The following is a 22982-nucleotide window of genomic DNA, read 5'->3' as shown; positions in this document are numbered from 1 at the left end:
TCGATCGGGGGGGAGCGGTTCGATCTTCCGGCCCCGGCAGCGGTATCATGGAAGAAGGTTCAGCACGCGGGGCCGGTCCGGACTTGTATCGGATGCCGGAAACGCGAGCCGGCCGCCGATCTGTTGCGGATCGTGGTGCGAGCGGAGGAAGCCGGAGACGGCGCCCCGACGGTCGTCCCGGATCCGCGGCACAGACTTCCCGGAAGGGGTGCCTGGCTGCACCCCGTTTCGTCTTGTCTGAGCGCGGCGCACAAGCGCCGGGCGTTCGGCAGAGCACTACGAGTGTCCGGACTTCTGGATATCTCAGCCCTGGAGCATCACCTCGAGAACAGGCACGAGCACTCATGAGCACACCGTGAAGTACCAACGATGATCGTCCATCGGAGATAATCCGAGGTCGTGCGGGCTGCCGTCCCAGGAACGGCGGAGCTGCTCGACCTCTCAGTAGAGGAGAGCAGTGGCAGGCAAGGCCCGCGTGCACGAGTTGGCCAAAGAACTCGGTGTCACCAGTAAGCAACTACTCGCAACGCTCAAGGAGCAGGGCGAGTTCGTGAAGTCGGCGTCGTCGACGGTGGAAGCCCCCGTCGCCCGCAGGCTGCGTGAGTCGTTCTCGAGCAAGTCGTCGAACGGCACCAGGTCCGGGGCGCGCCCCGGTGGCGATTCCGGAGTCCGCTCCGGTGGCGATGCCGCGGCCAGGCCGGCCGCGCGTCCACAGCCCGGTGGCGGTCCCCGCCCCGGCCCCCGTACCCCGTCCGATCGCGGCCCCGAGCGCAACGGCGCCCCTGCGCCCGCCCAGCGGGAGAGCAACGGCACCGCCGCTCCCGCCCCGCAGACCGGCGCCGCCCCCGCGCAGCGTCCGGCGGCCGATGCCCCGCGTCCCGGCCCGGCCGTCAAGCCCGGCCCGGCTCGCCCGGCCACCCCGCCGCCTGCCCCGGCCGCCCCGGCCGCGCAGAACGCACCTGCCGGTCAGCGCCCCGCCCCCGGTGGCGCGCGGCCCGGCCAGCAGCAGCCGCAACAGCAGCAGCGCCCCGGTCAGCCGCAGCAGCGCCCCGGCGGCCCGCAGGCCGGTGGCCCCCGTCCCGGTGGCCCCAAGCCCGGTCCGAAGCCGCCGCGCGTCGGTAACAACCCCTTCTCCTCCGCGCCCGATCGGGAGCGGCCCGCGCCGCGTCCGGCCGCTGGTCCCGGTGGCCCCCGTCCGGGGCCGCGTCCGGGTCCGGCTCCGGGTGGCGCGCCGCGTCCGGCCGCAGCGGCCGGTCCCGGTGGCCCCCGTCCGGGTGGCCCGCGGCCGAGCCCCGGCTCGATGCCGCCGCGCCCGAACCCGGGTGCGATGCCGCAGCGTGCGGCGCGTCCCGGCGGTGCGGGCGGTGCCGGTCGTCCCGGCGGCGGTCGTCCCGGCGGTGCGCCCGGCGGCGGCGGTCGTCCCGGTGGCGGTGGCGGTGGCGGTGGCTACCGCGGCGGCGGCGGTGGTACCGGCGCTCCCGCCGGTACCGGTGCTCCCGCGGGTGGCGGCGGTTTCCGCGGCCGTCCCGGTGGCGGCGGTGGCCGTCCGGGCGGTCCCGGTGGCCGCGGCGGCGCCGCAGGCGCCTTCGGCCGTCCCGGCGGCGCGCCCCGGCGCGGTCGCAAGTCGAAGCGGCAGAAGCGCCAGGAATACGATTCGATGCAGGCGCCCGCCGTCGGCGGCGTCCGGCTGCCGCGCGGCAACGGCGAGACCATCCGGCTCGCCCGCGGCGCCTCGCTCTCGGACTTCGCGGAGAAGATCGACGCGAACCCGGCAGCCCTGGTCCAGGCGCTGTTCAACCTCGGCGAGATGGTCACCGCGACCCAGTCGGTGAACGACGAGACGCTGGAGCTGCTCGGCGGCGAGATGAACTACGTCGTCCAGGTGGTCAGCCCGGAGGACGAGGACCGCGAGCTGCTGGAGAGCTTCGACCTCACCTACGGCGAGGACGAGGGCGACGAGGGCGACCTCGAGCAGCGGCCGCCGGTGGTCACCGTCATGGGCCACGTCGACCACGGCAAGACCCGCCTGCTCGACACCGTCCGCAAGGCCAACGTCCGTGAGGGCGAGGCAGGCGGCATCACCCAGCACATCGGCGCCTACCAGGTGCTCACGCACCTGAACGACACCGACCGGCTGATCACCTTCATCGACACCCCCGGCCACGAGGCGTTCACCGCCATGCGTGCCCGCGGCGCGAAGGCCACCGACATCGCGATCCTCGTTGTCGCGGCCGACGACGGCGTCATGCCGCAGACGGTGGAGGCGATCAACCACGCCCAGGCGGCCGACGTGCCGATCGTGGTGGCGGTGAACAAGATCGACAAGGAGGGCGCGAACCCGGAGAAGATCCGGCAGCAGCTCACCGAGTACAACCTGGTCGCCGAGGAGTACGGCGGCGACACCATGTTCGTCGACATCTCCGCCAAGCAGGGCACCAATATCGACGCGCTGCTCGAGGCCGTGCTGCTCACCGCGGACGCGGCGCTCGACCTGCGGGCCAACCCGGAGCAGGACGCGCAGGGTGTCGCCATCGAGGCGCACCTCGACCGCGGCCGCGGCCCGGTGGCCACCGTGCTGATCCAGCGCGGCACGCTGCGGGTCGGCGACTCGATCGTGGCGGGCGACGCCTACGGCCGCGTCCGCCGCATGGTGGACGAGCACGGCGACGACGTCGACGCCGCACTGCCCTCGCGGCCGGTGCAGGTCATCGGCTTCACCTCGGTGCCGGGCGCGGGTGACAACCTGCTCGTGGTCGACGAGGACCGGATCGCCAGGCAGATCGCCGACCGGCGCAACGCCCGCAAGCGCAACGCGCTGCAGGCCCGCAGCCGCAAGCGGATCAGCCTCGAGGATCTGGATGCCGCGCTGAAGGAGACCAGCGAGCTGAACCTGATCCTGAAGGGCGACAACTCCGGCACCGTCGAGGCGCTGGAGGAGGCGCTGCTGCAGATCGACCTCGGCGACGAGGTCCGGCTGCGGATCATCGACCGCGGTGTCGGTGGCGTCACCGAGACGAACGTCAACCTGGCGTCCGCCTCGAACGCGATCATCATCGGCTTCAACGTCCGTGCGGAGGGCAAGGCCACCGAGCTGGCCAACCGCGAGGGCGTCGACATCCGGTACTACTCGGTGATCTACCAGGCGATCGACGAGATCGAGAAGGCGCTCAAGGGCCTGCTCAAGCCGATCTACGAGGAGGTCGAGCTGGGTCGCGCCGAGATCAGGCAGATCTTCCGCTCCTCGAAGTTCGGCAATATCGCTGGCTGCATGGTGCTCTCCGGCTCGGTCAAGCGCAACGCCAAGGCCCGCCTGCTGCGGGACAACGTGGTGGTGGCCGAGACGATCACCATCTCCTCGCTGCGCCGGGAGAAGGACGACGCGACCGAGGTCCGCGAGGGCTTCGAATGCGGTATGACCGTCACCTACTCCGATATCAAGGACGGCGACATCATCGAGGCGTACGAGCTGCGCGAGAAGCCGCGCGACTGACGGTTCGCACCGTCGGGGCGCCCCGGCCTCCGGGTCGGGGCGCCCTCGTGCGGCCCTACCCGGAGGTGAACGTGTACCTCGGTGCACTCGAATTCGACATCCTGCTCGGGGACGTGCACTCGCTCAAGGAGAAGCGCAAGGTGATCCGGCCGGTGCTGGCCGAATTGCAGCGCTTCGGGGTGAGTGCCGCCGAGGGCGGGGACCACGATCTCCATCGCCGCTCCCAGCTGGGTGTGGCGCTGGTGAGCGCGGGAATGGATCAATTGACAACGGTCCTCGACCGTTGTGAGCGGCACGTGGCCGCGCGTCCGGAGCTAGAGTTGCTGGCGGTGCGCCGCCGCATCTTCGGACCGGAGGACTGAGAACGTCCTCGCCGGCGCCGTTCCCTTATCAGGACAGGAGGAACCGGCCATGGTGGATCAGGCCAGGGCACGCCGCCTCGCGAAGCGGATCTCCTCGATCGTGGCGACCGCGATCGAGTACGAGATCAAGGACCCGCGGCTGCGTTTCATCACCATCACCGACGCGAAGGTCACCGGCGACCTGCGCGACGCCACCGTCTACTACACGGTGCTCGGCGAAACCCTCGACGCGGAGCCGGATTACACCGCCGCCGCGGCCGGGCTGGAGAAGGCCAAGGGGGTGCTCCGCTCGAAGGTGGGCGCGGGCACCGGCATCAAGTTCACGCCGACGCTGGCGTTCGTGCTCGACACCGTGCCGGACGCCGCGCGCGAGATGGAAGAGCTGCTCGCCCGCGCCAAGAAGCTGGACGACGAGGTGGCCAGGGTGGCGGCGAACGCCACCCCGGCCGGTGAGCCGGATCCGTACAAGAGCGAACGCGGCGACGACGAGTAACCGGCGTCGAGCATGATCTCCACGGATGAGCCGGTCGAGCTGGGCCCGGCGGTACGAGCGCTGGACGCGGCTCGATCGGTCACCATCCTCTGTCACGTGCAGCCGGACGCCGACACCGTCGGCAGCGGGCTCGCGCTGGCGCTGGTGCTACGCAGGCGCGGGGTTCCGGTGCGGGTCTCGTTCGCCGAACCGGCGGCGCTCGCGGTCTCCCTGCGCACGCTGCCCGGCGCCGAGCTGCTCGTCCCGCCCGCGGAGGTGCCCGCCGAGGTCGACCTGCTGGTCACCGTCGACTGCGGCAGCGCCGGGCGGCTCGGCTCGCTCGGCGACCGGCTGGCCGGCGCGGGCAACACGCTGGTGATCGACCACCACCGCTCGAACACCAGGTTCGGGGCGATCAACCTGATCGACCCCGATGCCGAATCGACCGCCGGGTTGGTCGCCCGGGTGCTGGACGCCTGGGGCGAGGAGATCGATGCGCCGGTCGCGCACTGCCTGTACGCGGGGCTGGTCACCGACACCGGGTCGTTCCGCTGGGTGCGGCCCGGCACGCACGGGCTGGCCGAGCGGCTGCTCGGCACCGGGATCGACGGCGCCGAGATCTCGCGCGGGCTGCTCGACACGCACCCGTTCGGCTGGCTGCCCATGCTGGCCTCGGTGCTCGGCAGCGCGCGGCTCGCGCCCGGCGTCCGCGGCGGGATCGGGCTGGCGTATGCCTTCGTGCGCCGGGCCGACGCCGACGGGTTGGGCGCCGAGGAGGTGGAGAGCGTGATCGATATCGTGCGCACCAGCGCCGAGGCCGGGATCGCCGCCGTCTTCAAGGAGCACCGCACGGTCGACGGCCGCTGGACCGTCTCGCTGCGCTCCCGGAACAGCGGGCCGGGTGCGGCCGACGGGGTGGACGTGTCCGCCGTCGCCACCGCGCTCGGTGGCGGCGGCCACCGCTTCGCCGCCGGGTACACCGCGCACGGCACCGCCGACGACATCCTCGCCGCCCTGCTCGCCGCGCTCGAATGAGCGAGGGGGACCTACCCGGCCCATCGGGGACCGAGCGAGATCTCGTCGCGCGCGCTTCCGGTACGGGACGCCCCGACCCCGGACCGGCCATGGTCGGCGCCGCTCCGGAACACGCTGCCTCCGAGCCGGCCGCGAAGGGTGCCGACACCGGTCGGGGACGTGCTGCCGCCCCCGTTGCGGAGCCGGCCACCGCTCCCGCACCGCCGGCGGCCGAGGCCGGACCGCGGCGGCTGCTGGCACTGGCCGTTCCGACGCTCGGCGTGCTCGTCGCCGAACCGATCTACCTGCTCTTCGACCTCGCCGTGGTCGGCAGGCTGGGCGCGCAGGCGCTGGCCGGGCTCGCGGTCGGCGGGCTGATCCTGACGCTGGCGAGCACCCAGCTCACCTTCCTCTCCTACGGCACGACGGCGCGCTCCGCCCGCAGGCACGGCGCGGGGGACCGGGCCGGTGCGGTGGCCGAGGGCGTGCAGGCCACCTGGCTGGCGCTCGGCATCGGGCTGGCGCTGCTGCTCGCGGTGCAGGCGGCGGCCGGCCCGCTCATCCGGGTGATCGCGGGCGACGCGGAGATCGCGGGCCAGGCCCTGCCCTGGGTGCGGATCGCGCTGTTCGGGGTGCCGCTCATTCTCGTCGCCATGGCGGGCAACGGCTGGCTGCGCGGCGTGCAGGAGACCAGGCGGCCGCTGATCTTCGTGGTGTGCGGCCTCGCGCTCTCGGCGGTGCTCTGCCCGCTGCTCGTGCACGGGCTGTGGTTCGCCCCGCACTGGGGGCTGCCCGGCTCCGCGGTGGCGAATGTCGCAGGCCAGGCGGTGACCGCGGCGCTCTTTCTGTTCGCGCTGGTCAGGGAGCGCGCGGCGCTGCGCCCGCGCGGCGCGATCATGCGCGTCCAGCTGGTGCTCGGCCGCGACCTCATCGTGCGCAGCCTCGCCTTCCAGGCCTGCTTCGTCTCCGCCGCCGCGGTGGCCTCCCGGTTCGGCGCGGCCTCGGTGGCCGCGCACCAGGTGGTGCTGCAGCTCTGGAACTTCCTGGCGCTCACCCTCGACTCGCTCGCCATCGCCGCCCAGGCACTGGTCGGCGCGGCACTCGGCGGCGGTGACGCGCGCGGCGCCCGCGGGCTGGCCGCCCGGGTGACCCGCTGGTCGCTGCTCTTCGCGGTGGCGCTGGCCGGCTGCTTCGCGCTCGCCGCCGCCGCGCTGCCGCCGCTGTTCACCACCGACCCGGCGGTCTTGGACCGGATCGGCGTCATCTGGTGGTTCTTCGTCGCCATCATTCCGGTGGCGGGCGTGGTGTTCGCGCTCGACGGCGTGCTGCTCGGCGCGGGCGACGCCGCGTATCTGCGCACCACGACCGTGGCGGCCGCGCTGGTCGCTTTCCTGCCCGCGATCTGGCTCGCGCTGGCTTTCGGCTGGGGCGTCGCCGGAATTTGGTCCGGACTGGTGGCTTTCATGCTCGCCCGGCTGCTCGCGGTCGGTTCCCGAGCTATTTCCGGGCGCTGGGCCCGGGTCGGCGCGGACATTCAGAGGCCCTGATTTCTGGGTGTTCCCCGGCCCGGAACCCGTCGTTATAGTCGGTGCTCTATTCCTGTTGGCGTTTGATCGAGGAGCATCGAAAGGACTGCGGGGAATGTCGAACAAGGGGTACGACGAGAGGCCGCTGACGCTGGCCCCGATTCTCGGCGCGAGCTGCGCGCTGTGGCTCGGCCGCAGCGTGCGCGATCGGCTGCGCCCGCGCCGGGGCGGCACCGCGAGGCAGGTGGTACCCGAACACGAGAATCTCGAATTGACCGAGGTTTTCGATCGGCAGACCCCGGTGGTGATTCGAAGCGCCGCGAGCCGATGGTCGGTATTCGAGAATTACCAGCCGGAGCGGCTGCGCGAGAAGTACCGCACCGAAAAGGTGTACGCGCTGACGAGCACCACCAATGTCTTCACCCAGGAGACCTCGCCGGTGGAATTGCTGGAGTACGGCGACGTGATGACGGCGATGTTCGATTCCCCGAATCCGGCGAAGAAGTACTACTCCCGCGCCGCCGCCGATCCCGCGCCGCTGGCCGAACAGCTCCCCGAGCGCATCGGCGGCCGCACCCAGAGCACCGCGGCGAGCAGCGTGTGGATGGGGCAGTCCGGCAACCTGACGCCGCTGCACAACGACCCCTGGCACGGCCTGCTCATCCAGCTGCACGGCCGCAAGCGGGTCCGGCTCTTCCCGCCGCACGAGTACCGCAATGTCTACGGCCGGGTGCCGAAGCGGGTCAACGACCCCTACACCGGGCTGCCGGACGCCTTCGATCCGGAGCTCGCCGCCGTCCCGCGGCTGCGCGAGGCGGAGAGCTACGATGTGCTGCTCGACACCGGCGACGTGCTCTACATCCCGATGTTCTGGTGGCACCAGGTCGAGTCGGTGGACTCCTCGATCTCCTACGTGGCCCGGTACAACCCCCGCTACCTGGAGTTCATGCGGGCGGCGTTCTTCCCGATGGGGGCGCGCGGCGTGCTGCGGATCGTCGCCCAGCTGACCGCGGGGCTGCGCCGCTCGAAGAAGTGACGGCCGGCCGGCGGCGTGCTGCCCGACCGGCCCGCCGCCGGGTGTGGCACCGTTGATCGAGTGATACCCAAGTTGATGGCGGTGAGCGACATCCACGTCGGCCACCAGGGCAACAAGCCCGTGGTCGAGCAGATCCGCGCGGACTCGCCGGAGGACTGGCTGATCGTCGCGGGCGACGTCGCGGAGAAGACCGAGGACATCCGTTGGGCGCTGGAGCTGCTGCGCAGCCGGTTCGCCAAGGTCATCTGGGTGCCTGGCAACCACGAGCTGTGGACCACCGCGAAGGACCCGGTGCAGATGCACGGGGCGCCGCGCTACGACTACCTGGTCTCGCTCTGCCGCGACCTGGACGTGCTCACCCCGGAGGACCCGTACGCCGTGTGGCGCGGCGCGGGCGCCGAGGAGCACGGCGGCGCCGTCACGCTGGTGCCGATGTTCCTGCTCTACGACTACTCGTTCCTGCCCGCGGGCACCACCACCAAGGCCGAGGGGCTGGCGGTGGCGCGCGAGCGCAATGTGGTCGCCACCGACGAGTTCCTGCTCGCGCCGGACCCGTACGTCACCCGCGACGCCTGGTGCCACGCCAGGGTGCAGGCCACCGAGCGCAGGCTGAACGCGCTCGAGCCGAATACGCCGGTGGTGCTGATCAACCACTTCCCGCTGGTCAGGGAGCCCACCGACGTGCTCTTCTACCCGGAGTTCTCGCTCTGGTGCGGTACGACGCTGACCGCGGACTGGCACACCCGCTACAACACCGTCTGCTCGGTCTACGGGCACCTGCACATCCCGCGCACCTCCTGGTACGACGGCGTGCGCTTCGAGGAGGTCTCGCTCGGCTACCCGCGCGAGTGGCAGCGCCGCGGCCTGCCGGACAACCTGCTGCGCCAGATCCTGCCCGCCCCCGAGTACCCGCCGGGTTCGCTGAACGAGTTCGGCGGCCACTTCCGGATCACCCCGGAGATGGCGGCCGCGGCCGCGGAGATGCGGGCGAAGGCGCAGCGGCGGCGCGGCATCTGACAGCGGCTGGACTAGGCTCGACGCCGATGATCGAGAACATTCTGCCGTCCGGGATCGCCGCCGCGGAGCTGCTGGAGTACCCGGAGGGGCTGCGCGCGCACCCCGCCGAGGAGCACCTCATCGCCAAGTCGGTGGAGAAGCGCAGGCGCGATTTCATCGGGGCGCGGCACTGCGCCAGGCAGGCGCTGGCCCAGCTGGGCGAGCCCGAGGTGCCGATCGGCAAGGGGGAGCGCGGCATGCCGCTCTTCCCGCGCGGAATCGTCGGCAGCCTGACGCACTGCGACGGCTACCGCGCCGCCGCGCTCGGGCACGCGCTGCGCTTCCGCTCGGTCGGCATCGACGCCGAGCCGCACGCGGAGCTGCCCGACGGGGTACTCGACTCGGTCAGCCTGCCCGAGGAGCGGCAGTGGCTGCGGGAGACCGGCAGCCCGCTGCACCTGGACCGGTTGCTCTTCTGCGCCAAGGAGGCCACCTACAAGGCGTGGTTCCCGCTGACGCTGCGCTGGCTCGGCTTCGAGGACGCGCACATCACCTTCACCGTCGACGCGGCGGACGCCGACTCCGGTTCCGGCACCTTCCACACGAAGCTGCTGGTCCCCGGCGGCACCACTGACGGCGGCAGGCCGCTGCTGGACTTCGACGGCCGCTGGCAGATCGCAGGCGGGCTGATCCTGACCGCGATCGCGACCGCCTGATGGACGCGCTCGGCGGACTGCTGATCGTGGACAAGGATCCCGGCATGACCAGCCACGACGTGGTCGGCAGGTGCAGGCGGATCCTGGGGACGCGGAAGATCGGGCACGCGGGCACGCTGGACCCGATGGCGACCGGGGTGCTGGTGCTCGGGGTGGAGCGGGCCACCAAGCTGCTCGGGTTGCTGACGCTCACCACCAAGGCGTACTCGGCGGTCATCCGGCTCGGGGCGAGCACGACGACCGACGATGCCGAGGGGGAGGTGCTCGCCACGGTGCCCGCCGGGCACGTCACCGACGCGGCTGTCGCGGCGGGGGTGGCCGCGCTGACCGGGGATATCCAGCAGGTGCCCGCGACGGTGAGTGCGATCAAGATCGACGGGGAGCGGGCGTATGCCAGGCACCGGGCCGGGGAGGAGGTGCGGCTCGCGGCGCGGCCGGTCACCGTCTCGCGGTTCGCGGTGCTCGCGCGGCACGATCGGGGGGAGTTCGTCGACCTCGAGGTCGAGGTCGAGTGCTCGTCCGGGACCTACATCCGGGCGCTGGCCCGTGATCTCGGCGCCGCGCTCGGGGTCGGGGGGCACCTGACCGCGCTGCGGCGCACGCGGGTCGGGCCGTTCACCCTCGAGCACGCGCGCACCCTCGGGACGCTCGCCGAATCGCCGACGCTCTCGCTGCCCATGGACGAGGCCGTTCGCGCGGCCTTCCCGCTGCGCGATATCGATCCGGCGCAGGCGGAGGATCTGCGCAACGGGCGGTGGCTGGAGCCCGTCGGACGGGACGACGTGTACGCCGCCGTCGACCCCGAGGGGAAGGCTATCGCGCTGCTCCGGGAGAGCGGGAAGCGCGCGGCGTCGGTGATGGTGGTGCGTCCGGCGGGGTTCTGACCGCCGAATCGCCGAGCAGCGGGGTGAGGGCGCCGAGCAGGGTGCCGGTGCTCACCGTGTGCATGTCGGCGCGGGTGAGGGTGCCGTTCTCGAGCCAGTCCACGGTGAGCACCCGGACGAAGGTGAGCCAGGCGCCGATCACCGACTCGGCGGCGGCCCGGCGTGCTTCGGGCAGCCCGAGCTCGTCGAGCAGGCGCCGGCGCAGCTCACCGAGTTCGCCCGCGATGATGCCCTGAATGGTCGGGTCCGCGGCGAGCACCTTGTTGGCCGCGAGCACGGCGTGCGGATTCGCCTCGAAGTAGTCCAGGTGCGTGTCCAGCGCGGCCGAGATCTGCTCCGGCACGGGAAGTTCGGAGTCGAACGAGGAATCGACGAGCAGCCGCGCCGCGGCCTGCTCGTAGACGGCGACGAAGAGGTCCCGCTTGGCGGGGAAGTGCCGGTAGAGCAGCGCGCGCGAGATCCCCGCCGCAGCGGCGACCTCCTCCATCAGCACCGCCTCGTACGGCCGGTCGGCGAAGAGGCCCGCTCCCGCTTCGACGATCTGGGCGCGGCGCTGCTCCGGGGTCAGACGACGGCGAACCATAGCGGCAGCTTAGTTGACGCACGTCTACCCGGCCGTCATAGTAGACAGACGTCTACTAACCTCGGGAGGGAATCATGGGATCGTCGGTACTGCGCTGGCTGGCACTGGTCATGGGGGTGGTGTGCACGCTCATCGGGCTCTCGCACGTGGCGTTCGGCGAGGCGGTGTTCCCGGACATGGGCGCGCCCGGCGCCACCGCGGACAGCCAGGCCCGCTTCTTCGGCGCGGTCTTCGCCGGCTACGGCCTGGCCTGGATCCTGGCCGCCCGGCGTACCCCGATCCCGGCGACCGCGATCCGGCTCCTGGCCGGCGTCATGCTGCTCGGCGCGGTTGGCCGGTTCCTCTCCATCGCCGTGCACGGCCTGCCGCACCCGTTCGCGCTCGCGCTCACCGCGCTCGAGGTGCTGCTGCCGCTGGTCTTCCTGGCGCTCGCCGACGCCGACGAGAAGAAGCCGGTCACGAGCTGACCTGCGGGCGCAGCCGCTCGACCGCGTCGGTCATGTGCTCGACCAGCAGCTTTCGCGCCCGCTCCGGCGCGCCCGCGGCGATCGCCTCGCGCAGCCCGACGTGCTCGCGCGCCTGCTCGCGCAGGTCCGGGTAGGTGGTCTGCAGCGCGCCGAGGCACATGCGGGTCTCGATCAGCAGGGTGCGGGCCGCGCGCACCAGCCGCGGGCTGCCCGAGCTGTGCACCAGCGCCTCGTGGAACGCCTGGTCGGCGTCGGAGACGCCGGCCGCGTCCCCGGCCTCGGCCCCGGCCGTCATCTCGGCGACGCTCGGGGCCAGCGCCGCGGCGGCGAGTTCCCTGCGGCCGTCCAGGATCAGCTCCAGCGCGCCGCCCTCCAGCGCGGTGCGGGCCCGGTAGATGTCGACCACGTCGTCGAAGGCGAGCTCGATGACGAAGATGCCGCGGTGCCGGATGCTGTGCAGCAACCCCTCGGAGACCAGCCGCTGCATGGCCTCGCGCACCGGCCCCCTGCTCACCGCGAACTGCGCCGCCAGGTCGGCCTCGCCCAGCTGCGCGCCCGGCGCGAGGCTGCCGCGCATGATGGCGTCCCGGAGCCGGTCCGCGATCATCTCCGCGGTCGATTTCCGGTTCACCGGCTGGAAGAAGATGTCGCGCTGGGCGACGGGATGCTCGATACCCGGGAAACTGAAATCCACTGCGGCCCCTCTGCCAGCGCGCTTCCGACGATCGGTGCTCCGGCACGCGATCGGATTGTTGACAATCATACGATGCGATCCTACGGTGTCAACGTGGAAGAGGCCCCTGTGATCACCGTCCTGCACGGCGGCCGCCCGCCCGAGCCGGGGGCGCTCGCGCAGGTCGCCGAGCGCGCCGAGCTGCGCTGGACCGATGCCGCCGGGCTCCCCGCGGCGCTGCCGGGGACGGACGTGCTCTTCGTGCTCGACTTCGGCACCGACGCGCTGCCCGCCGCCTGGCCGCGCGCGAATGCGCCGCGCTGGGTGCACATGGGCTCGACCGGCGTGGACGCGGCGATGTTCCCGGCGCTGATCTCGAGCGACGCGGTGGTGACCAATACCCGCGGGGTCTTCGACGCGGCCATCGCCGAGTACGTGCTCGGCCAGATCATCGGCTTCGCCAAGGATTTCGGCGGCGCGCTGCTCCGGCAGCACCGGCGCGAGTGGGAGCACCGGGAGACCGAGCGGGTCGCGGGCGCCTCGGTGCTGATCGTCGGCACCGGCGGGATCGGCCGGGCCATCGCGCGGCTGCTGCGCGCCGTCGGCATGCGGGTCTCGGCGATCGGCAGGCGGGAGCGCACCGGCGACCCGGACTTCGGCACGGTCGGCACCGACCTGCACGCCGAGCTGCCGCACGCCGACTACGTGGTGGCGGTCGCGCCGCTCACCGAGCGGACCAGGCACCTGTTCGACGCCGCCGCCTTCGCCGCGATGAAGCCGCACGCGCGCTTCGTCAATGTCGGCCGCGGCGAGCTGGTGGTGACCGGGGCGCTGGTCGACGCGCTGCGCACCGGCGCGATCGCGGGCGCGGCGCTGGACGTGGTCGACCCGGAGCCGCTGCCCGCGGAGCACCCGCTCTGGACGCTGCCCGGCGTCCGGATCACCCCGCACAACTCCGGGGACTGGGTCGGCTGGAGCGGGGCGATCCTGTCCGCGTTCGCCGACAACTTCGACAACTGGGTCGCCGGGCGGCCCCTGCGCAATGTGGTCGACAAACAACTCGGGTACGTGCCCGGCTGAAGGAGTCCCCCTCGATGAGCAACCCCGCGAACACCACCCCGGCCGACCCCGCCGCCATGACCGCCGCGCAGCTGGTCGCGGCGTACGCGGCGGGCACGCTCTCGCCGGTGGAGGCGACCGAGGCCGTGCTGGCGGCGATCGCCGACCGCGACCCGGCGGTGAACGCCTTCTGCCTGGTCGATCCGGACCGGGCGCTGGTGCAGGCCAAGGACTCGCAGGAGCGCTGGCACGCCGGCCGCGCGCGCGGGCTGCTCGACGGCGTCCCGGTCTCGATCAAGGACATCTTCCTCACCGAGGACTGGCCCACCCGGCGCGGCTCCACCTCGGTAGACCCGGCCGGGCCGTGGACGGTGGACAGCCCGGTCACCGCGCGGATGCGCGCGGACGGCATGGTGTTCCTCGGCAAGACCACCACGCCGGAGATCGCCTGGAAGGCGGTGACCGACAGCGCGCTGACCGGCATCACGCGGAATCCCGTGGCGCCGAGCACCACCGCGGGCGGGTCGTCCGGGGGGAGCGCGGCGGCGGTCGCGGCCGGGATGGGGCCGGTCTCGGTCGGCACCGACGGCGGGGGCAGCATCCGGATTCCGGCGGCGTTCTGCGGGATCGTCGGGTTCAAGCCGACGCACGGGCGGGTGCCGCTCTTCCCGGCCAGCCCGTTCGGGCCGCTCGCGCACGCCGGACCCATGACGCGCACGGTGGAGGACGCCGCCCTGCTGCTCGACATCCTCGCGCTGCCCGACCCGCGCGACCCCACCGCGCTCGCCCCCGCGCTCGCCGCCTTCCGCGACGAGGTGCACCGGGACGTGCGCGGGCTGCGGGTCGCGTGGTCGCCGGATCTCGGCTTCGCCACCGTCGATCCCGAGGTCGCCGCGATCACCGAGGCGGCGGTGCGGCGCCTCGCCGCGGCGGGGCTCGCGGTGACCGCCGCCGACCCCGGCTTCGGCGACCCGCTGGACGCCTTCGAGATCCTGTGGGCGGCAGGGGCGGCGACCATGCTGGCCGGGTTCCCGGCGGGCAGCCGGGAACGGGTCGATCCCGGGCTGGGCGCGGCCTGGGCGCGGGGTGACGCCGTGAGCGCCGTCGAGTACCTGGAGGCGCGCAATGTCGCCGCGCAGCTCGGCATCACCATGGGGACGTTCCACCGGGACCACGACGTCCTGATCACGCCGACCGTTCCCATCCCCGCCTTCGCGGCCGGGCACGACGTGCCGCCCGGTAGCGGGCTGCGCGGCTGGCCCGAGTGGACCCCCTTCACCTACCCCTTCAACCTCACCCAGCAGCCCGCCATCAGCATCCCCGCCGGCCGCACCGCCGCCGGGCTGCCCGTCGGCCTCCAGATCGTCGGCCCCCGCCACTCCGACAACCTCGTCCTGGCCGTTGCCCGCTACGCGGAGCAGATCCTGGGCTGAGCGCGGGCGATGTTCACCGCGGCAACTCCGCCACCCGACGCTCGAGCACGCCGCGCTCCTTCTCGTTGCGGCACAACGCGATGGCATTCGCGAACTCGACCCGGGCCTCGGCATTCCGTCCGAGCCGGGCGAGTAGTTCGCCCCGCACATTCGGCACCAGCTGCGAGCCCCGCAGCGACCCCTCGGCGATCAGCTCGTCCACCAGGGGAAGCGCGACCGCGGGCCCCCGCGCCATGGACACCGCCACCGCCCGGTTCAACCGCACCACCGGCGAAGGAGCAATCCGCCCCAGCGCCTCGTACAGCACCACGATCCGCTCCCAGTCGGTCTCCCCGAAAGTCCCCGCCACCGCGTGACATTCGGCAATAGCCGCCTGCACCCCGTACGCCCCCAACCCGATCGCGGCCCCCCGCGCCAGCGCTGCCCGCCCACGGCGAATACCGTCCCGATCCCACCGCCGCCGATCCTGCCGTTCCAGCAGCACCGGCTGCCCGTCCGCCCCGACCCGCGCCGGGAACCGCGCCGCCGTCAACTCCAGCAGCGCGAGCAACCCGTGCGTCTCGGCCTGATCCGGCACCAACCGGGCCAGCACCCGGGCCAGCCGCAGCGCCTCCGCCGCGAGATCGAGCCGGATCTGCTCCGCCCCCGAAGTCGCCGACGACCCCTCGGTGAAGGTCACGTACAGCACGCCGAGCACCGACCCCAGCCGCTCCCTGCGCTGCTCCGGCGCGGGCACCTCGAACGGCACCCGCGCCGCGGCCAGCGTCTTCTTGGCCCTGGTGATCCGTGCCTGCACGGTCGCGGTCGGCACCAGGAAGGCGGCGGCGATCTCGTCGCTGGTGAGCCCGCCGACCACCCGCAGCGTGAGCGCGATCCGCGCCTCCGCCGCGAGCATCGGGTGGCAGGCGACGAACATGAGCGCGAGCACGTCGTCGTCGATCCGGTCCGGATCCCAGGGCTCCGGCTCCGGCGCGGCGGGCTCGGCACCGGTGGCGGCGCCACCCTCGCCCAGCTCGCGGGCGAAGGCGGCGTACCGGTCACCGAGCGCGGAGTTGCGCCGGAAGGCGTCGATGGCGCGCCGCTTGCCCGCGGTCAGCAGCCACCCGGCCGGATCGCGCGGCACCCCGTCGCGCGGCCAGGCCACGAGCGCCTCGGCCAGCGCCTCCTGCGCCACGTCCTCGGCCAGCGCGAACTCCCCGGTGTAGCGGGCGAGCGCGCCGACGATCCGCGCGGACTCGATCCGCCACACCGCGGCGACCGCCGCCCGCCCGGCCGCACCGCTCACAGCTGGCCGGTCGCCTCGCGCCAGGCGCGCTCCTTCTGGATCCACACGTTGTCCTGCGGGAACTCGCCGATCTCCGGCACCCGGCGGATCTCGGTCTTGAACCCGGGGCCGCCGGCGGGCAGCCGCTTCGCCCACTCCACGGCCTCCTCCTTGGAGGCCACGCTCAGGATGTAGTAGCCGCCGAACAGCTCCTTCGTCTCGCCGTAGGGGCCGTCGGTGACCACCGGCGGGTCGGTGGAGTAGTCGATGACGACGCCCTCGGCCGGGTCGTCCAGCCCCTCCGCGGCGAGCAGCACCCCGGCCCGGATCAGCTCGTCGTTGAAGCGCCCGACCGTCTCCAGCATCTCGTTCATGTCGACCGCGCCCATGGCCGCGTACGCCTCGTCGGTGGCGCGCATGATCAGCATGTACTTCATTCGTCCGTCTCCCTCGGTGTGCGGGTCCCGCTCGGACCCTCTCACCCCTTGGTCGAACGGGCCGCCCGCCGGATCGACACGGCGCGAAACATTCTTCGAAGATTTTTCCAGCGGGCCGGCGTCAGAGCTCGGCGAGCACCTCGGACCAGATGCCGAGCGCGTCCCGGATCTGCGCGTCGGTGACGACGAGCGGCGGGATCATCCGCACCACGTTCATGTGCGCCCCGCAGGTGAGCAGCAGCAGCCCCTTGGCGACCGCGGCCTTCTGCGCGATGGCGGCCGTCTCCGGGTCGGGATCGCCGGTGGCCGTGGTGAACTCGCACCCGGCCAGCAGCCCGAGCGCGCGGACGTCGCCGATCTGCTTGGTCTGCTGCTCGCGCAGCCCGGCCAGCAGCTCGGCGCCGCGCTCGGCGGCGTTCTGGACGAGCCCCTCCGACTCGATGACGTCCAGCGTGGCGAGCGCGGCGGCGCAGGCCACCGCGTTGCCGCCGTAGGTGCCGCCCTGCGAGCCGGGCCACGCCTTCGCCATGAGCTCGGCCGAGGCCGCGATCCCGGAGATCGGGAAGCCGCTGGCCAGCCCCTTGGCGATGGTGATCACATCCGGCCGGACGTCGAAGTGCTGGTGCCCGAAGAACTTCCCGGTGCGGCCGAACCCGGTCTGGATCTCGTCGATCACCAGCAGGATGCCGTGCCGGTCGGCGCGCTCGCGCAGGCCGTGGAAGAACGCGGTGTTGCCGGGGATGTAGCCGCCCTCGCCGAGCATCGGCTCCACGATGAAGGCGGCGGTCTCGGCGGGCGAGGTGAGCGTGGCGAGGATGTAGTCCAGCTCGCGCAGCGCGAAGGCGGTGGCCTCCTCCTCGCTCCAGCCGTAGCGGAAGGCGGTGGGGAAGGGGGCGACGTGCACGCCGGACATGAGCGGGCTGAACCCGGCCGAGAACCGGGTGCCGGAGGTGGTCATGGTGGCCGCGGCGACGGTGCGGCCGTGGAACCCGCCGTGGAAGACGACGACGTTCGGCCGCCCGGTGGCCTGCCGCGCCAGCCGCAGCGCCGCCTCCACCGCCTCGCTGCCGGAGTTGCTGTAGAAGAGCGTGTCCAGCCCGCTGGGCAGCACGTCGCCGAGCCGCTCGGTGAGCCGCAGCAGCGGCTGGTGCATGACCGTCGTGTACTGGCCGTGGATCAGCTTCCCGACCTGCTCCTGCGCCGCCGCGACCACGCGCGGGTGGCAGTGCCCGGTGCTGGTGACCCCGATGCCCGCGGTGAAGTCCAGGTAGCGGCGGCCGTCGGTGGCGTAGAGATAGCACCCCTCGCCCCGCTCGACCACGACGGGAGTGGCCTGCTTCAGCACCGGTGACAGCTGGCTCATGGGGATCCGCCCTCCGTAGGAATCCGAAGATTGTCTGTTGTCGGATTGTTGACAATATGCCTACCATGACTTCGGCGGTCCCGACAAGGGAATGCCATCGCCAGGTGAGAGGAGACCGGATGCCAACCCAGTCAGACGAGCGGGCCGCGCTGGACACCGTGCCGACGGGGCTGTTCATCGGCGGCAAGTGGCGGGAGGGCGCGCGCACCTTCCCGGTGGTCGACCCGGCCACCGGCGCGACCATCGCCGAGGTGGCCGACGCGAGCGCCGATGACGGCCTCGCCGCGCTGGCCGCCGCCGCCGATGCGCAGGCCGACTGGGCCGCGACCCCGCCGCGCGAGCGCAGCGACCTGCTCATGCGGGCGCACCGCGCGCTGCTCGCCGACGTCGACCGGCTCGGGTTGGTGCTCACCCTGGAGATGGGCAAGCCGCTGGCCGAGGCGCGCGGCGAGATCGCCTACGCCGCCGAGTTCTTCCGCTGGTTCGCCGAGGAGGCGGTCCGGCTGGACGGCGGCTACATGCAGGCGCCGACCGGCGGCTCCCGCTTCCTCGTGACCAAGCAGCCGGTGGGGCCGAGCCTGCTGATCACGCCGTGGAACTTCCCGATCGCCATGGGGGCGCGCAAGATCGCCCCCGCGCTCGCGGCCGGCTGCACCAGCGTGATCAAACCCGCCGAGCAGACGCCGCTCTCCATGCTGGCGCTCGCCGCGGTGCTGGAGCAGGCCGGGCTGCCCGCCGGGGTGGTCAACGTCGTCACCACCACCGACCCGGCCGCGGTGATCGAGCCGATGATCCGCGACCCGCGCTCCCGCAAACTCTCCTTCACCGGCTCCACCGCGGTCGGCAAGACCCTGCTCGAGCAGTGCGCGGGCACCGTCATGCGCACCTCGATGGAGCTCGGCGGCAATGCCCCGCTGCTGGTCTTCGACGACGCCGACCTGGACGAGGCGGTGGAGGGCGCGCTCGCCGCCAAGATGCGCAACATCGGGCAGGCGTGCACCGCCGCCAACCGGATCCTGGTGCAGCGCGGGGTCGCCGACGAGTTCGGCAGGCGGCTCGCCGAACGGATGGCGGCGCTGCCGATCGGCCGCGGCACCGAGCCGGACGTGGTCGTCGGACCACTGATCGACACCGACGCCCTCGCCAAGGTGGAGCACCTGGTGGCCGACGCCACCGCGCGCGGCGCCGAGGTGCTCACCGGCGGCTCGCGGCCGGCCGGGCCGGGGAACTTCTACCCGGCCACCGTCCTGACCGGCGTGCCGGATGCCGCCGAGCTGTGCCACACCGAGATCTTCGGCCCGGTCGCCGCCATCGGCGTCTTCGACACCGAGGAGGAGGCGGTCGGCCGGGCCAACGACACCCCGTACGGCCTGGTCGCCTACGTCTTCACGGAGAACCTGCGGCGCGGGCTGCGGGTGTGCGAGGCGCTGGAGACCGGCATGGTCGGGCTGAACCAGGGCGTGGTGTCCAACCCGGCGGCGCCGTTCGGCGGCGTCAAGGAGTCCGGCCTCGGGCGCGAGGGCGGCTTCTCCGGGATCGACGAGTTCCTCGAGACCAAGTACATCGGAGTGCGACTGTGAGCTATCGGATTGCCACCATCCCCGGCGACGGGATCGGGGTCGACGTGACGGTCGAGGCGGTGGCGGTGCTGGACGCCGTGCTGCCCGGGCTGGAGTGGACCGAGTTCGACTGGTCCTGCGAGAACTATCTCCGCACCGGCGCCATGATGCCGCCGGACGGTCCCGCCCGGCTCGCCGGGTTCGACGCGATCCTGCTCGGCGCCGTCGGGTTTCCCGGTGTGCCGGACCACATCTCGCTGTGGGGGCTGCTGATCCCGCTGCGCCGGGCCTTCGGGCAGTACGTGAACCTGCGGCCCGTGAAGCTGCTGCCCGGCACCGAATCCGCGCTGCGCGGGCGGACCGCCGAGGATCTGGACATTCTCATCGTGCGGGAGAACTCCGAGGGGGAGTACTCCGAGATCGGGGGCACGCACAATCCGGGGCGGCCGGACGAATTCGTGCTGCAGGAGTCGGTGTTCACCCGGGTCGGCTGTGAACGGATCATCCGGTACGCCTTCGACCGCGCCGCCGAGCGGTCCGGGAAGCTCTGCTCGGCCACGAAATCGAACGGTCTGATCCACTCCATGCCGTACTGGGACCGGATCTTCGACGAGGTGGCGCTCGACTACCCCGGAGTGGAGACCAGGCAGATGCACGTGGACGCGCTCGCCGCCGAGATCGTGCTGCACCCGGATCGGCTCGACGTGATCGTCGGCTCGAACCTGTTCGGCGACATTCTCTCCGACCTGGCCGCCGCGGTTACCGGCGGGCTGGGGCTCGCGCCCTCCGGCAATATCGACCCGACCCGCTCCGCGCCGTCCATGTTCGAAGCGGTGCACGGGAGTGCGCCGGACATCGCCGGTCAGGGGATCGCCGACCCGGTCGCGCAGATTCTCGCCGGTGCCATGCTGCTGCGCCACCTCGGTGAAGAAGGGGCGGCTGTTGCCGTCGAACAGGCGGTGGACGAGGTTCTCGGTGCCGGGGACGTGCTCACCCCCGACCTCGGGGGTAGCGCCACGACTGCTGAACTCGGCGCTGCGATCGCCGACCGTGCTCGCGAGCTGGTGGGCGTGAAGTCGCTTCCGGCGTAGTTGCTGTGTCGGCCGCGCCGGGGAATGGCACCTCCGGCTCGGCCCATATCGCGTCCGCCTGCGGCGGCTCGACTGATTTTTGCGGCGACGTCACTGAAGTTTCTGCGGCGACGTCACGGAAGTGGCAACGTCACGGAAGTAGCGAGGTCACTGACGTGTCGGCGCAATCGAGTCGGGTCGCCTGCGGCGGACGCGATTCAGGTCCGCGCACCTGCGGTCAGGTGGTCACCCAAATCGCTTCGGCGGCGGGCTGACCGAGATCGATCGGGGTTTCGGCGGTGCCGATCCGGATCGCGATCGTGCCGGCGAAATCCCGCCGCTCGACGACCGCGATCACCGTGTCCAACGCGATCCCCACCGAATCGAAGTACCGCAACATATCCGGATCGGAATCCGAGATCCGCGCCACCCGCCCCGACTCACCCGCCGCGAACTCGCTCAGCGGCCGAGCGGGCGGCGTCGGCACGGCACCGTCCACCGACGGAATCGGATCACCGTGCGGATCCCGATCCGGATACCCGAGTTTCGCGTCGATCCGCGCCATCAGCAGCTCCGAGACGGCGTGCTCGAGAATCTCCGCCTCGTCGTGCACCTCGTCCCACCCGTAACCGAGCTCGCTCACCAGGAACGTCTCCAGCAACCGATGCCTGCGCACCATGGCGATCGCCGCGAGCCGCCCGTCCTCGGTCAGCGTGATCGCGCCGTACCGCGCGTGCAGCACCAGCCCCTGATCGGCCAGCTTCCGCACCGCCTCGGAGACCGTCGACGCGGACACCCCGATCCGCTCCGCCAGCAGCTTCGTCGACACCTTCTCCGGCGACCACTCCTGCGCCGTCCAGATCACCTTCAGATAGTCCTGCGCGACCGAACTCAGCACCGGCGCCACCGTCGCGGCCCCGCCCGCCGCAGGCTCCGGCGCGTCGGTCAGCTCGCGGCGGGTCGTGATGTCTCGTTTCCCGGGCACATTTCGAGCTTATGCGCGCCGCGCCCGATCCACACGACACACCGCCACCGGCAACCTCCGATTCACCGCCCCGACCACCGGTCGTGACCTCGAGCATCCCGGGCCCGGCCCGAATACGCATCGGCGCGCACAGTGCGTAGGCTGCGCACTGTGCTGAGATGGCGAAGTCTCGACGACGTGCCCGCGGACTGGGGACGCTGCGTAGTCACCATCGGTGTGTTCGACGGTGTGCACCGGGGCCACGCGCAACTCATCAGCAGGGCGGTGAAATCGGCCGCCGCGCGCGGCGTCCCCGCGGTGCTCATGACCTTCGACCCGCACCCCATGGAGGTCGTGCGCCCCGGCTCGCACCCGGCCCAGCTCACCACGCTCACCCGGCGCGCCGAACTCGCCGAAGAGCTCGGCGTCGACGTGTTCTGCGTCATGCCCTTCACGCACGACTTCATGAAACTCACCCCCTCCCGCTACGTGCACGACCTGCTGGTCGAACGGCTGCACGTCGCCGAGGTCGTGGTCGGCGACAACTTCACCTTCGGCAAGAAAGCCGCAGGCACCGTCGAAACCATGCGCGACCTCGGGCTGCGCTGGGGCTTCGAAGTCGACGCCGTCACCCTGCTCGGCGAACAGACCGTCACCTACTCCTCCACCTACATCCGCGCCTGCGTCGACGCGGGCGACATGGCCAACGCCACCGAAGCGCTCGGCAGGCCACACCGGGTCGAAGGAGTCGTCGTGCACGGCGACGGCCGCGGCCGCACCCTCGGCTACCCCACCGCCAACGTCGCCCCGCCCATGCACGCCGCCATCCCCGCCGACGGCGTCTACGCCGGCTGGTTCACCGTGCTCGGCCCCGGCCCCACCATCGACACCGTCGCCCCCGGGCAGCGCGCCATGGCCGCCATCTCGGTCGGCACCAACCCCACCTTCTCCGGACGCGCACGCACCGTCGAGGCATATGTCCTCGACCGCGAAGCCGACCTCTACGGGCAGCACGTCGCCGTCGACTTCGTCCAGCACCTGCGCGGCATGCGCAAGTTCGACTCCGTCGACGAACTGGTCGACGCCATGGCGGGCGACGTCGACGCCGCCAGGGCGGTGCTCGCCCGCGGATAATGCTCCGGTAAAGTGGCTCCTCGGGTTTGCTGCGGTCCGCGGCGGCGCCCGGCCGGGAGTTCCCGGACACCATCCGCGCGGAACTGAGAAACAGGAGTGCGTCGCCGCATGGCATTGACCACCGAACAGAAGTCCGCCATCCTCGCCGAGTACGGCCTGCACGAGAAGGACACCGGCTCGCCGGAGGCCCAGATCGCGATGCTGTCGAAGCGGATCGCCGACATCACCGAACACCTCAAGAAGCACAAGCACGACCACCACACCCGGCACGGGCTGATGGCGCTGATCGGGCGTCGTAAGCGGCTGTCGAAGTACCTGGCGGACAACGACATTGCGCGCTACCGGTCGCTTATCGAGCGGCTCGGGCTGCGTCGGTAATCTCGGCTGTGTCTTTTGGCGCGCCTTCGGCGCGCGGTTCGCGGCCCCCAAGGCTCGCGTTCGAGCACTCGAGACTCGCGCCTTCGGCGCATGCGCTTCGAG

General features: G+C 72.1%; 22 protein-coding genes and 1 pseudogene. 17 read left to right on the top strand and 6 right to left on the bottom strand.

Translation table 11 applies throughout. The annotated features are described in order from the left end of the window. Nucleotides 1-3 precede the first annotated feature (3 nt). The 10 genes and pseudogenes from ACFUJ1_RS05960 (at nucleotide 4) to truB (ending at nucleotide 10496) form a co-directional block, all read left to right on the top strand. Nucleotides 4-348 (top strand): YlxR family protein, encoded by a 345-nt coding sequence (locus ACFUJ1_RS05960; RefSeq protein ID WP_378643752.1) that lies wholly within the window; start codon nucleotides 4-6, stop codon nucleotides 346-348. Between the two features lie 109 nt (nucleotides 349-457). Continuing rightward, nucleotides 458-3490, top strand: a pseudogene (infB, locus tag ACFUJ1_RS05955) (translation initiation factor IF-2). Between the two features lie 71 nt (nucleotides 3491-3561). After that, complete coding sequence (locus ACFUJ1_RS05950) at nucleotides 3562-3852, top strand: DUF503 domain-containing protein (protein ID WP_233020938.1); 291 nt, start codon at nucleotides 3562-3564, stop codon at nucleotides 3850-3852. Nucleotides 3853-3901: 49 nt separating this feature from the next. Further along, nucleotides 3902-4345, top strand: a complete 444-nt coding sequence (gene rbfA / locus ACFUJ1_RS05945; RefSeq protein WP_378643030.1) for a 30S ribosome-binding factor RbfA — start codon at nucleotides 3902-3904, stop codon at nucleotides 4343-4345. 12 nt (nucleotides 4346-4357) lie between these two features. Then, a complete protein-coding gene (locus ACFUJ1_RS05940) occupies nucleotides 4358-5359 on the top strand; it encodes a bifunctional oligoribonuclease/PAP phosphatase NrnA (RefSeq protein WP_378643028.1) in 1002 nt (333 codons plus the stop codon). A gap of 89 nt (nucleotides 5360-5448) precedes the next feature. Further along, nucleotides 5449-6885, top strand: a complete 1437-nt coding sequence (locus tag ACFUJ1_RS05935; protein ID WP_378643026.1) for an MATE family efflux transporter — start codon at nucleotides 5449-5451, stop codon at nucleotides 6883-6885. Between the two features lie 94 nt (nucleotides 6886-6979). After that, on the top strand, nucleotides 6980-7900 hold the full coding sequence (locus ACFUJ1_RS05930) for a cupin-like domain-containing protein (RefSeq protein WP_378643024.1): 921 nt from the start codon (nucleotides 6980-6982) through the stop codon (nucleotides 7898-7900). A gap of 60 nt (nucleotides 7901-7960) precedes the next feature. Next, complete coding sequence (locus tag ACFUJ1_RS05925) at nucleotides 7961-8917, top strand: metallophosphoesterase family protein (protein WP_378643022.1); 957 nt, start codon at nucleotides 7961-7963, stop codon at nucleotides 8915-8917. 26 nt (nucleotides 8918-8943) lie between these two features. Further along, nucleotides 8944-9612, top strand: a complete 669-nt coding sequence (npt, locus tag ACFUJ1_RS05920; protein WP_378643020.1) for a 4'-phosphopantetheinyl transferase Npt — start codon at nucleotides 8944-8946, stop codon at nucleotides 9610-9612. Then, nucleotides 9612-10496 (top strand): tRNA pseudouridine(55) synthase TruB, encoded by an 885-nt coding sequence (truB, locus tag ACFUJ1_RS05915; protein WP_378643018.1) that lies wholly within the window; start codon nucleotides 9612-9614, stop codon nucleotides 10494-10496. Before npt ends, truB begins: the two co-directional genes overlap by 1 nt. On the opposite strand, the gene ACFUJ1_RS05910 is transcribed toward truB, so the two are convergent. After that, on the bottom strand, nucleotides 10426-11079 hold the full coding sequence (locus ACFUJ1_RS05910; protein WP_378643016.1) for a TetR/AcrR family transcriptional regulator: 654 nt from the start codon (nucleotides 11077-11079) through the stop codon (nucleotides 10426-10428). The two genes, truB and ACFUJ1_RS05910, sit on opposite strands and share 71 nt — an antisense overlap. 74 nt (nucleotides 11080-11153) lie before the next feature. Between ACFUJ1_RS05910 and ACFUJ1_RS05905 the strand changes: the two genes are divergently transcribed. Further along, on the top strand, nucleotides 11154-11546 hold the full coding sequence (locus ACFUJ1_RS05905; RefSeq protein ID WP_378643014.1) for a DUF4345 domain-containing protein: 393 nt from the start codon (nucleotides 11154-11156) through the stop codon (nucleotides 11544-11546). On the opposite strand, the gene ACFUJ1_RS05900 is transcribed toward ACFUJ1_RS05905, so the two are convergent. Continuing rightward, on the bottom strand, nucleotides 11536-12153 hold the full coding sequence (locus ACFUJ1_RS05900; RefSeq protein ID WP_378643750.1) for a GntR family transcriptional regulator: 618 nt from the start codon (nucleotides 12151-12153) through the stop codon (nucleotides 11536-11538). The genes ACFUJ1_RS05905 and ACFUJ1_RS05900 overlap by 11 nt on opposite strands. A 180-nt stretch (nucleotides 12154-12333) precedes the next feature. Here ACFUJ1_RS05900 and ACFUJ1_RS05895 point away from each other — a divergent pair, with 180 nt between their 5' ends. Together ACFUJ1_RS05895 and ACFUJ1_RS05890 are read left to right on the top strand one after the other, a co-directional pair. Further along, entirely contained in the window at nucleotides 12334-13299 is a 966-nt protein-coding gene (locus ACFUJ1_RS05895; protein ID WP_378643012.1) for a D-2-hydroxyacid dehydrogenase, read from the top strand. Between the two features lie 14 nt (nucleotides 13300-13313). Next, entirely contained in the window at nucleotides 13314-14711 is a 1398-nt protein-coding gene (locus tag ACFUJ1_RS05890) for an amidase (RefSeq protein WP_378643010.1), read from the top strand. 13 nt (nucleotides 14712-14724) lie between these two features. Here the strand turns inward: ACFUJ1_RS05890 and ACFUJ1_RS05885 are convergent, their stop codons facing one another. The 3 genes from ACFUJ1_RS05885 to ACFUJ1_RS05875 all read right to left on the bottom strand — a co-directional run bounded on the left by ACFUJ1_RS05885 (nucleotide 14725) and on the right by ACFUJ1_RS05875 (nucleotide 17775). Continuing rightward, the gene (locus tag ACFUJ1_RS05885; RefSeq protein ID WP_378643749.1) at nucleotides 14725-16020 is read right to left on the bottom strand and encodes an RNA polymerase sigma factor; all 1296 of its coding nucleotides are present in this window, start codon (nucleotides 16018-16020) and stop codon (nucleotides 14725-14727) included. Then, nucleotides 15993-16412: a YciI family protein gene (locus ACFUJ1_RS05880; RefSeq protein ID WP_378643008.1), complete on the bottom strand. Its 420-nt coding sequence runs from the start codon at nucleotides 16410-16412 to the stop codon at nucleotides 15993-15995. Before ACFUJ1_RS05880 ends, ACFUJ1_RS05885 begins: the two co-directional genes overlap by 28 nt. A gap of 121 nt (nucleotides 16413-16533) precedes the next feature. Then, nucleotides 16534-17775, bottom strand: a complete 1242-nt coding sequence (locus ACFUJ1_RS05875; protein ID WP_378643006.1) for an aspartate aminotransferase family protein — start codon at nucleotides 17773-17775, stop codon at nucleotides 16534-16536. A gap of 119 nt (nucleotides 17776-17894) precedes the next feature. On the opposite strand from ACFUJ1_RS05875, the gene ACFUJ1_RS05870 reads away from it, so the two are divergent. Both ACFUJ1_RS05870 and ACFUJ1_RS05865 read left to right on the top strand, forming a co-directional pair. Then, nucleotides 17895-19355, top strand: a complete 1461-nt coding sequence (locus ACFUJ1_RS05870; protein ID WP_378643004.1) for an NAD-dependent succinate-semialdehyde dehydrogenase — start codon at nucleotides 17895-17897, stop codon at nucleotides 19353-19355. Next, nucleotides 19352-20425: a tartrate dehydrogenase gene (locus tag ACFUJ1_RS05865; protein WP_378643001.1), complete on the top strand. Its 1074-nt coding sequence runs from the start codon at nucleotides 19352-19354 to the stop codon at nucleotides 20423-20425. Before ACFUJ1_RS05870 ends, ACFUJ1_RS05865 begins: the two co-directional genes overlap by 4 nt. A gap of 217 nt (nucleotides 20426-20642) precedes the next feature. Here the strand turns inward: ACFUJ1_RS05865 and ACFUJ1_RS05860 are convergent, their stop codons facing one another. Further along, the gene (locus tag ACFUJ1_RS05860; protein WP_378643747.1) at nucleotides 20643-21311 is read right to left on the bottom strand and encodes a metal-dependent transcriptional regulator; all 669 of its coding nucleotides are present in this window, start codon (nucleotides 21309-21311) and stop codon (nucleotides 20643-20645) included. Between the two features lie 228 nt (nucleotides 21312-21539). Here ACFUJ1_RS05860 and ACFUJ1_RS05855 point away from each other — a divergent pair, with 228 nt between their 5' ends. Next, nucleotides 21540-22502, top strand: a complete 963-nt coding sequence (locus tag ACFUJ1_RS05855; RefSeq protein WP_378642998.1) for a bifunctional riboflavin kinase/FAD synthetase — start codon at nucleotides 21540-21542, stop codon at nucleotides 22500-22502. 108 nt (nucleotides 22503-22610) lie between these two features. Further along, nucleotides 22611-22880, top strand: coding sequence for a 30S ribosomal protein S15 (gene rpsO, locus ACFUJ1_RS05850; protein WP_233019610.1), 270 nt, complete (start codon nucleotides 22611-22613; stop codon nucleotides 22878-22880). Nucleotides 22881-22982 lie beyond the last annotated feature (102 nt).

Origin of the sequence: Nocardia sp. NPDC057227, assembly GCF_042669725.1 — a bacterium.
GTDB lineage: Bacteria > Actinomycetota > Actinomycetes > Mycobacteriales > Mycobacteriaceae > Nocardia > Nocardia asteroides_A.
The sequence above is the reverse complement of the archived record's forward strand: the minus strand, read 5'-3'. Positions and strand labels throughout refer to the sequence as shown.

What these genes read in the sequence shown, in the direction of transcription:
- rbfA (WP_378643030.1), top strand. Translation starts at nt 3,902, where the DNA reads ATGGTGGATCAGGCCAGGGCACGCCGCCTCGCGAAGCGGATCTCCTCG.
- ACFUJ1_RS05940 (WP_378643028.1), top strand. Translation starts at nt 4,358, where the DNA reads ATGATCTCCACGGATGAGCCGGTCGAGCTGGGCCCGGCGGTACGAGCG.
- ACFUJ1_RS05935 (WP_378643026.1), top strand. Translation starts at nt 5,449, where the DNA reads ATGGTCGGCGCCGCTCCGGAACACGCTGCCTCCGAGCCGGCCGCGAAG.
- ACFUJ1_RS05930 (WP_378643024.1), top strand. Translation starts at nt 6,980, where the DNA reads ATGTCGAACAAGGGGTACGACGAGAGGCCGCTGACGCTGGCCCCGATT.
- npt (WP_378643020.1), top strand. Translation starts at nt 8,944, where the DNA reads ATGATCGAGAACATTCTGCCGTCCGGGATCGCCGCCGCGGAGCTGCTG.
- truB (WP_378643018.1), top strand. Translation starts at nt 9,612, where the DNA reads ATGGACGCGCTCGGCGGACTGCTGATCGTGGACAAGGATCCCGGCATG.
- ACFUJ1_RS05910 (WP_378643016.1), bottom strand. Translation starts at nt 11,079, where the DNA reads ATGGTTCGCCGTCGTCTGACCCCGGAGCAGCGCCGCGCCCAGATCGTC.
- ACFUJ1_RS05905 (WP_378643014.1), top strand. Translation starts at nt 11,154, where the DNA reads ATGGGATCGTCGGTACTGCGCTGGCTGGCACTGGTCATGGGGGTGGTG.
- ACFUJ1_RS05900 (WP_378643750.1), bottom strand. Translation starts at nt 12,153, where the DNA reads ATGATCGCGGACCGGCTCCGGGACGCCATCATGCGCGGCAGCCTCGCG.
- ACFUJ1_RS05890 (WP_378643010.1), top strand. Translation starts at nt 13,314, where the DNA reads ATGAGCAACCCCGCGAACACCACCCCGGCCGACCCCGCCGCCATGACC.
- ACFUJ1_RS05880 (WP_378643008.1), bottom strand. Translation starts at nt 16,412, where the DNA reads ATGAAGTACATGCTGATCATGCGCGCCACCGACGAGGCGTACGCGGCC.
- ACFUJ1_RS05875 (WP_378643006.1), bottom strand. Translation starts at nt 17,775, where the DNA reads ATGAGCCAGCTGTCACCGGTGCTGAAGCAGGCCACTCCCGTCGTGGTC.
- ACFUJ1_RS05870 (WP_378643004.1), top strand. Translation starts at nt 17,895, where the DNA reads ATGCCAACCCAGTCAGACGAGCGGGCCGCGCTGGACACCGTGCCGACG.
- rpsO (WP_233019610.1), top strand. Translation starts at nt 22,611, where the DNA reads ATGGCATTGACCACCGAACAGAAGTCCGCCATCCTCGCCGAGTACGGC.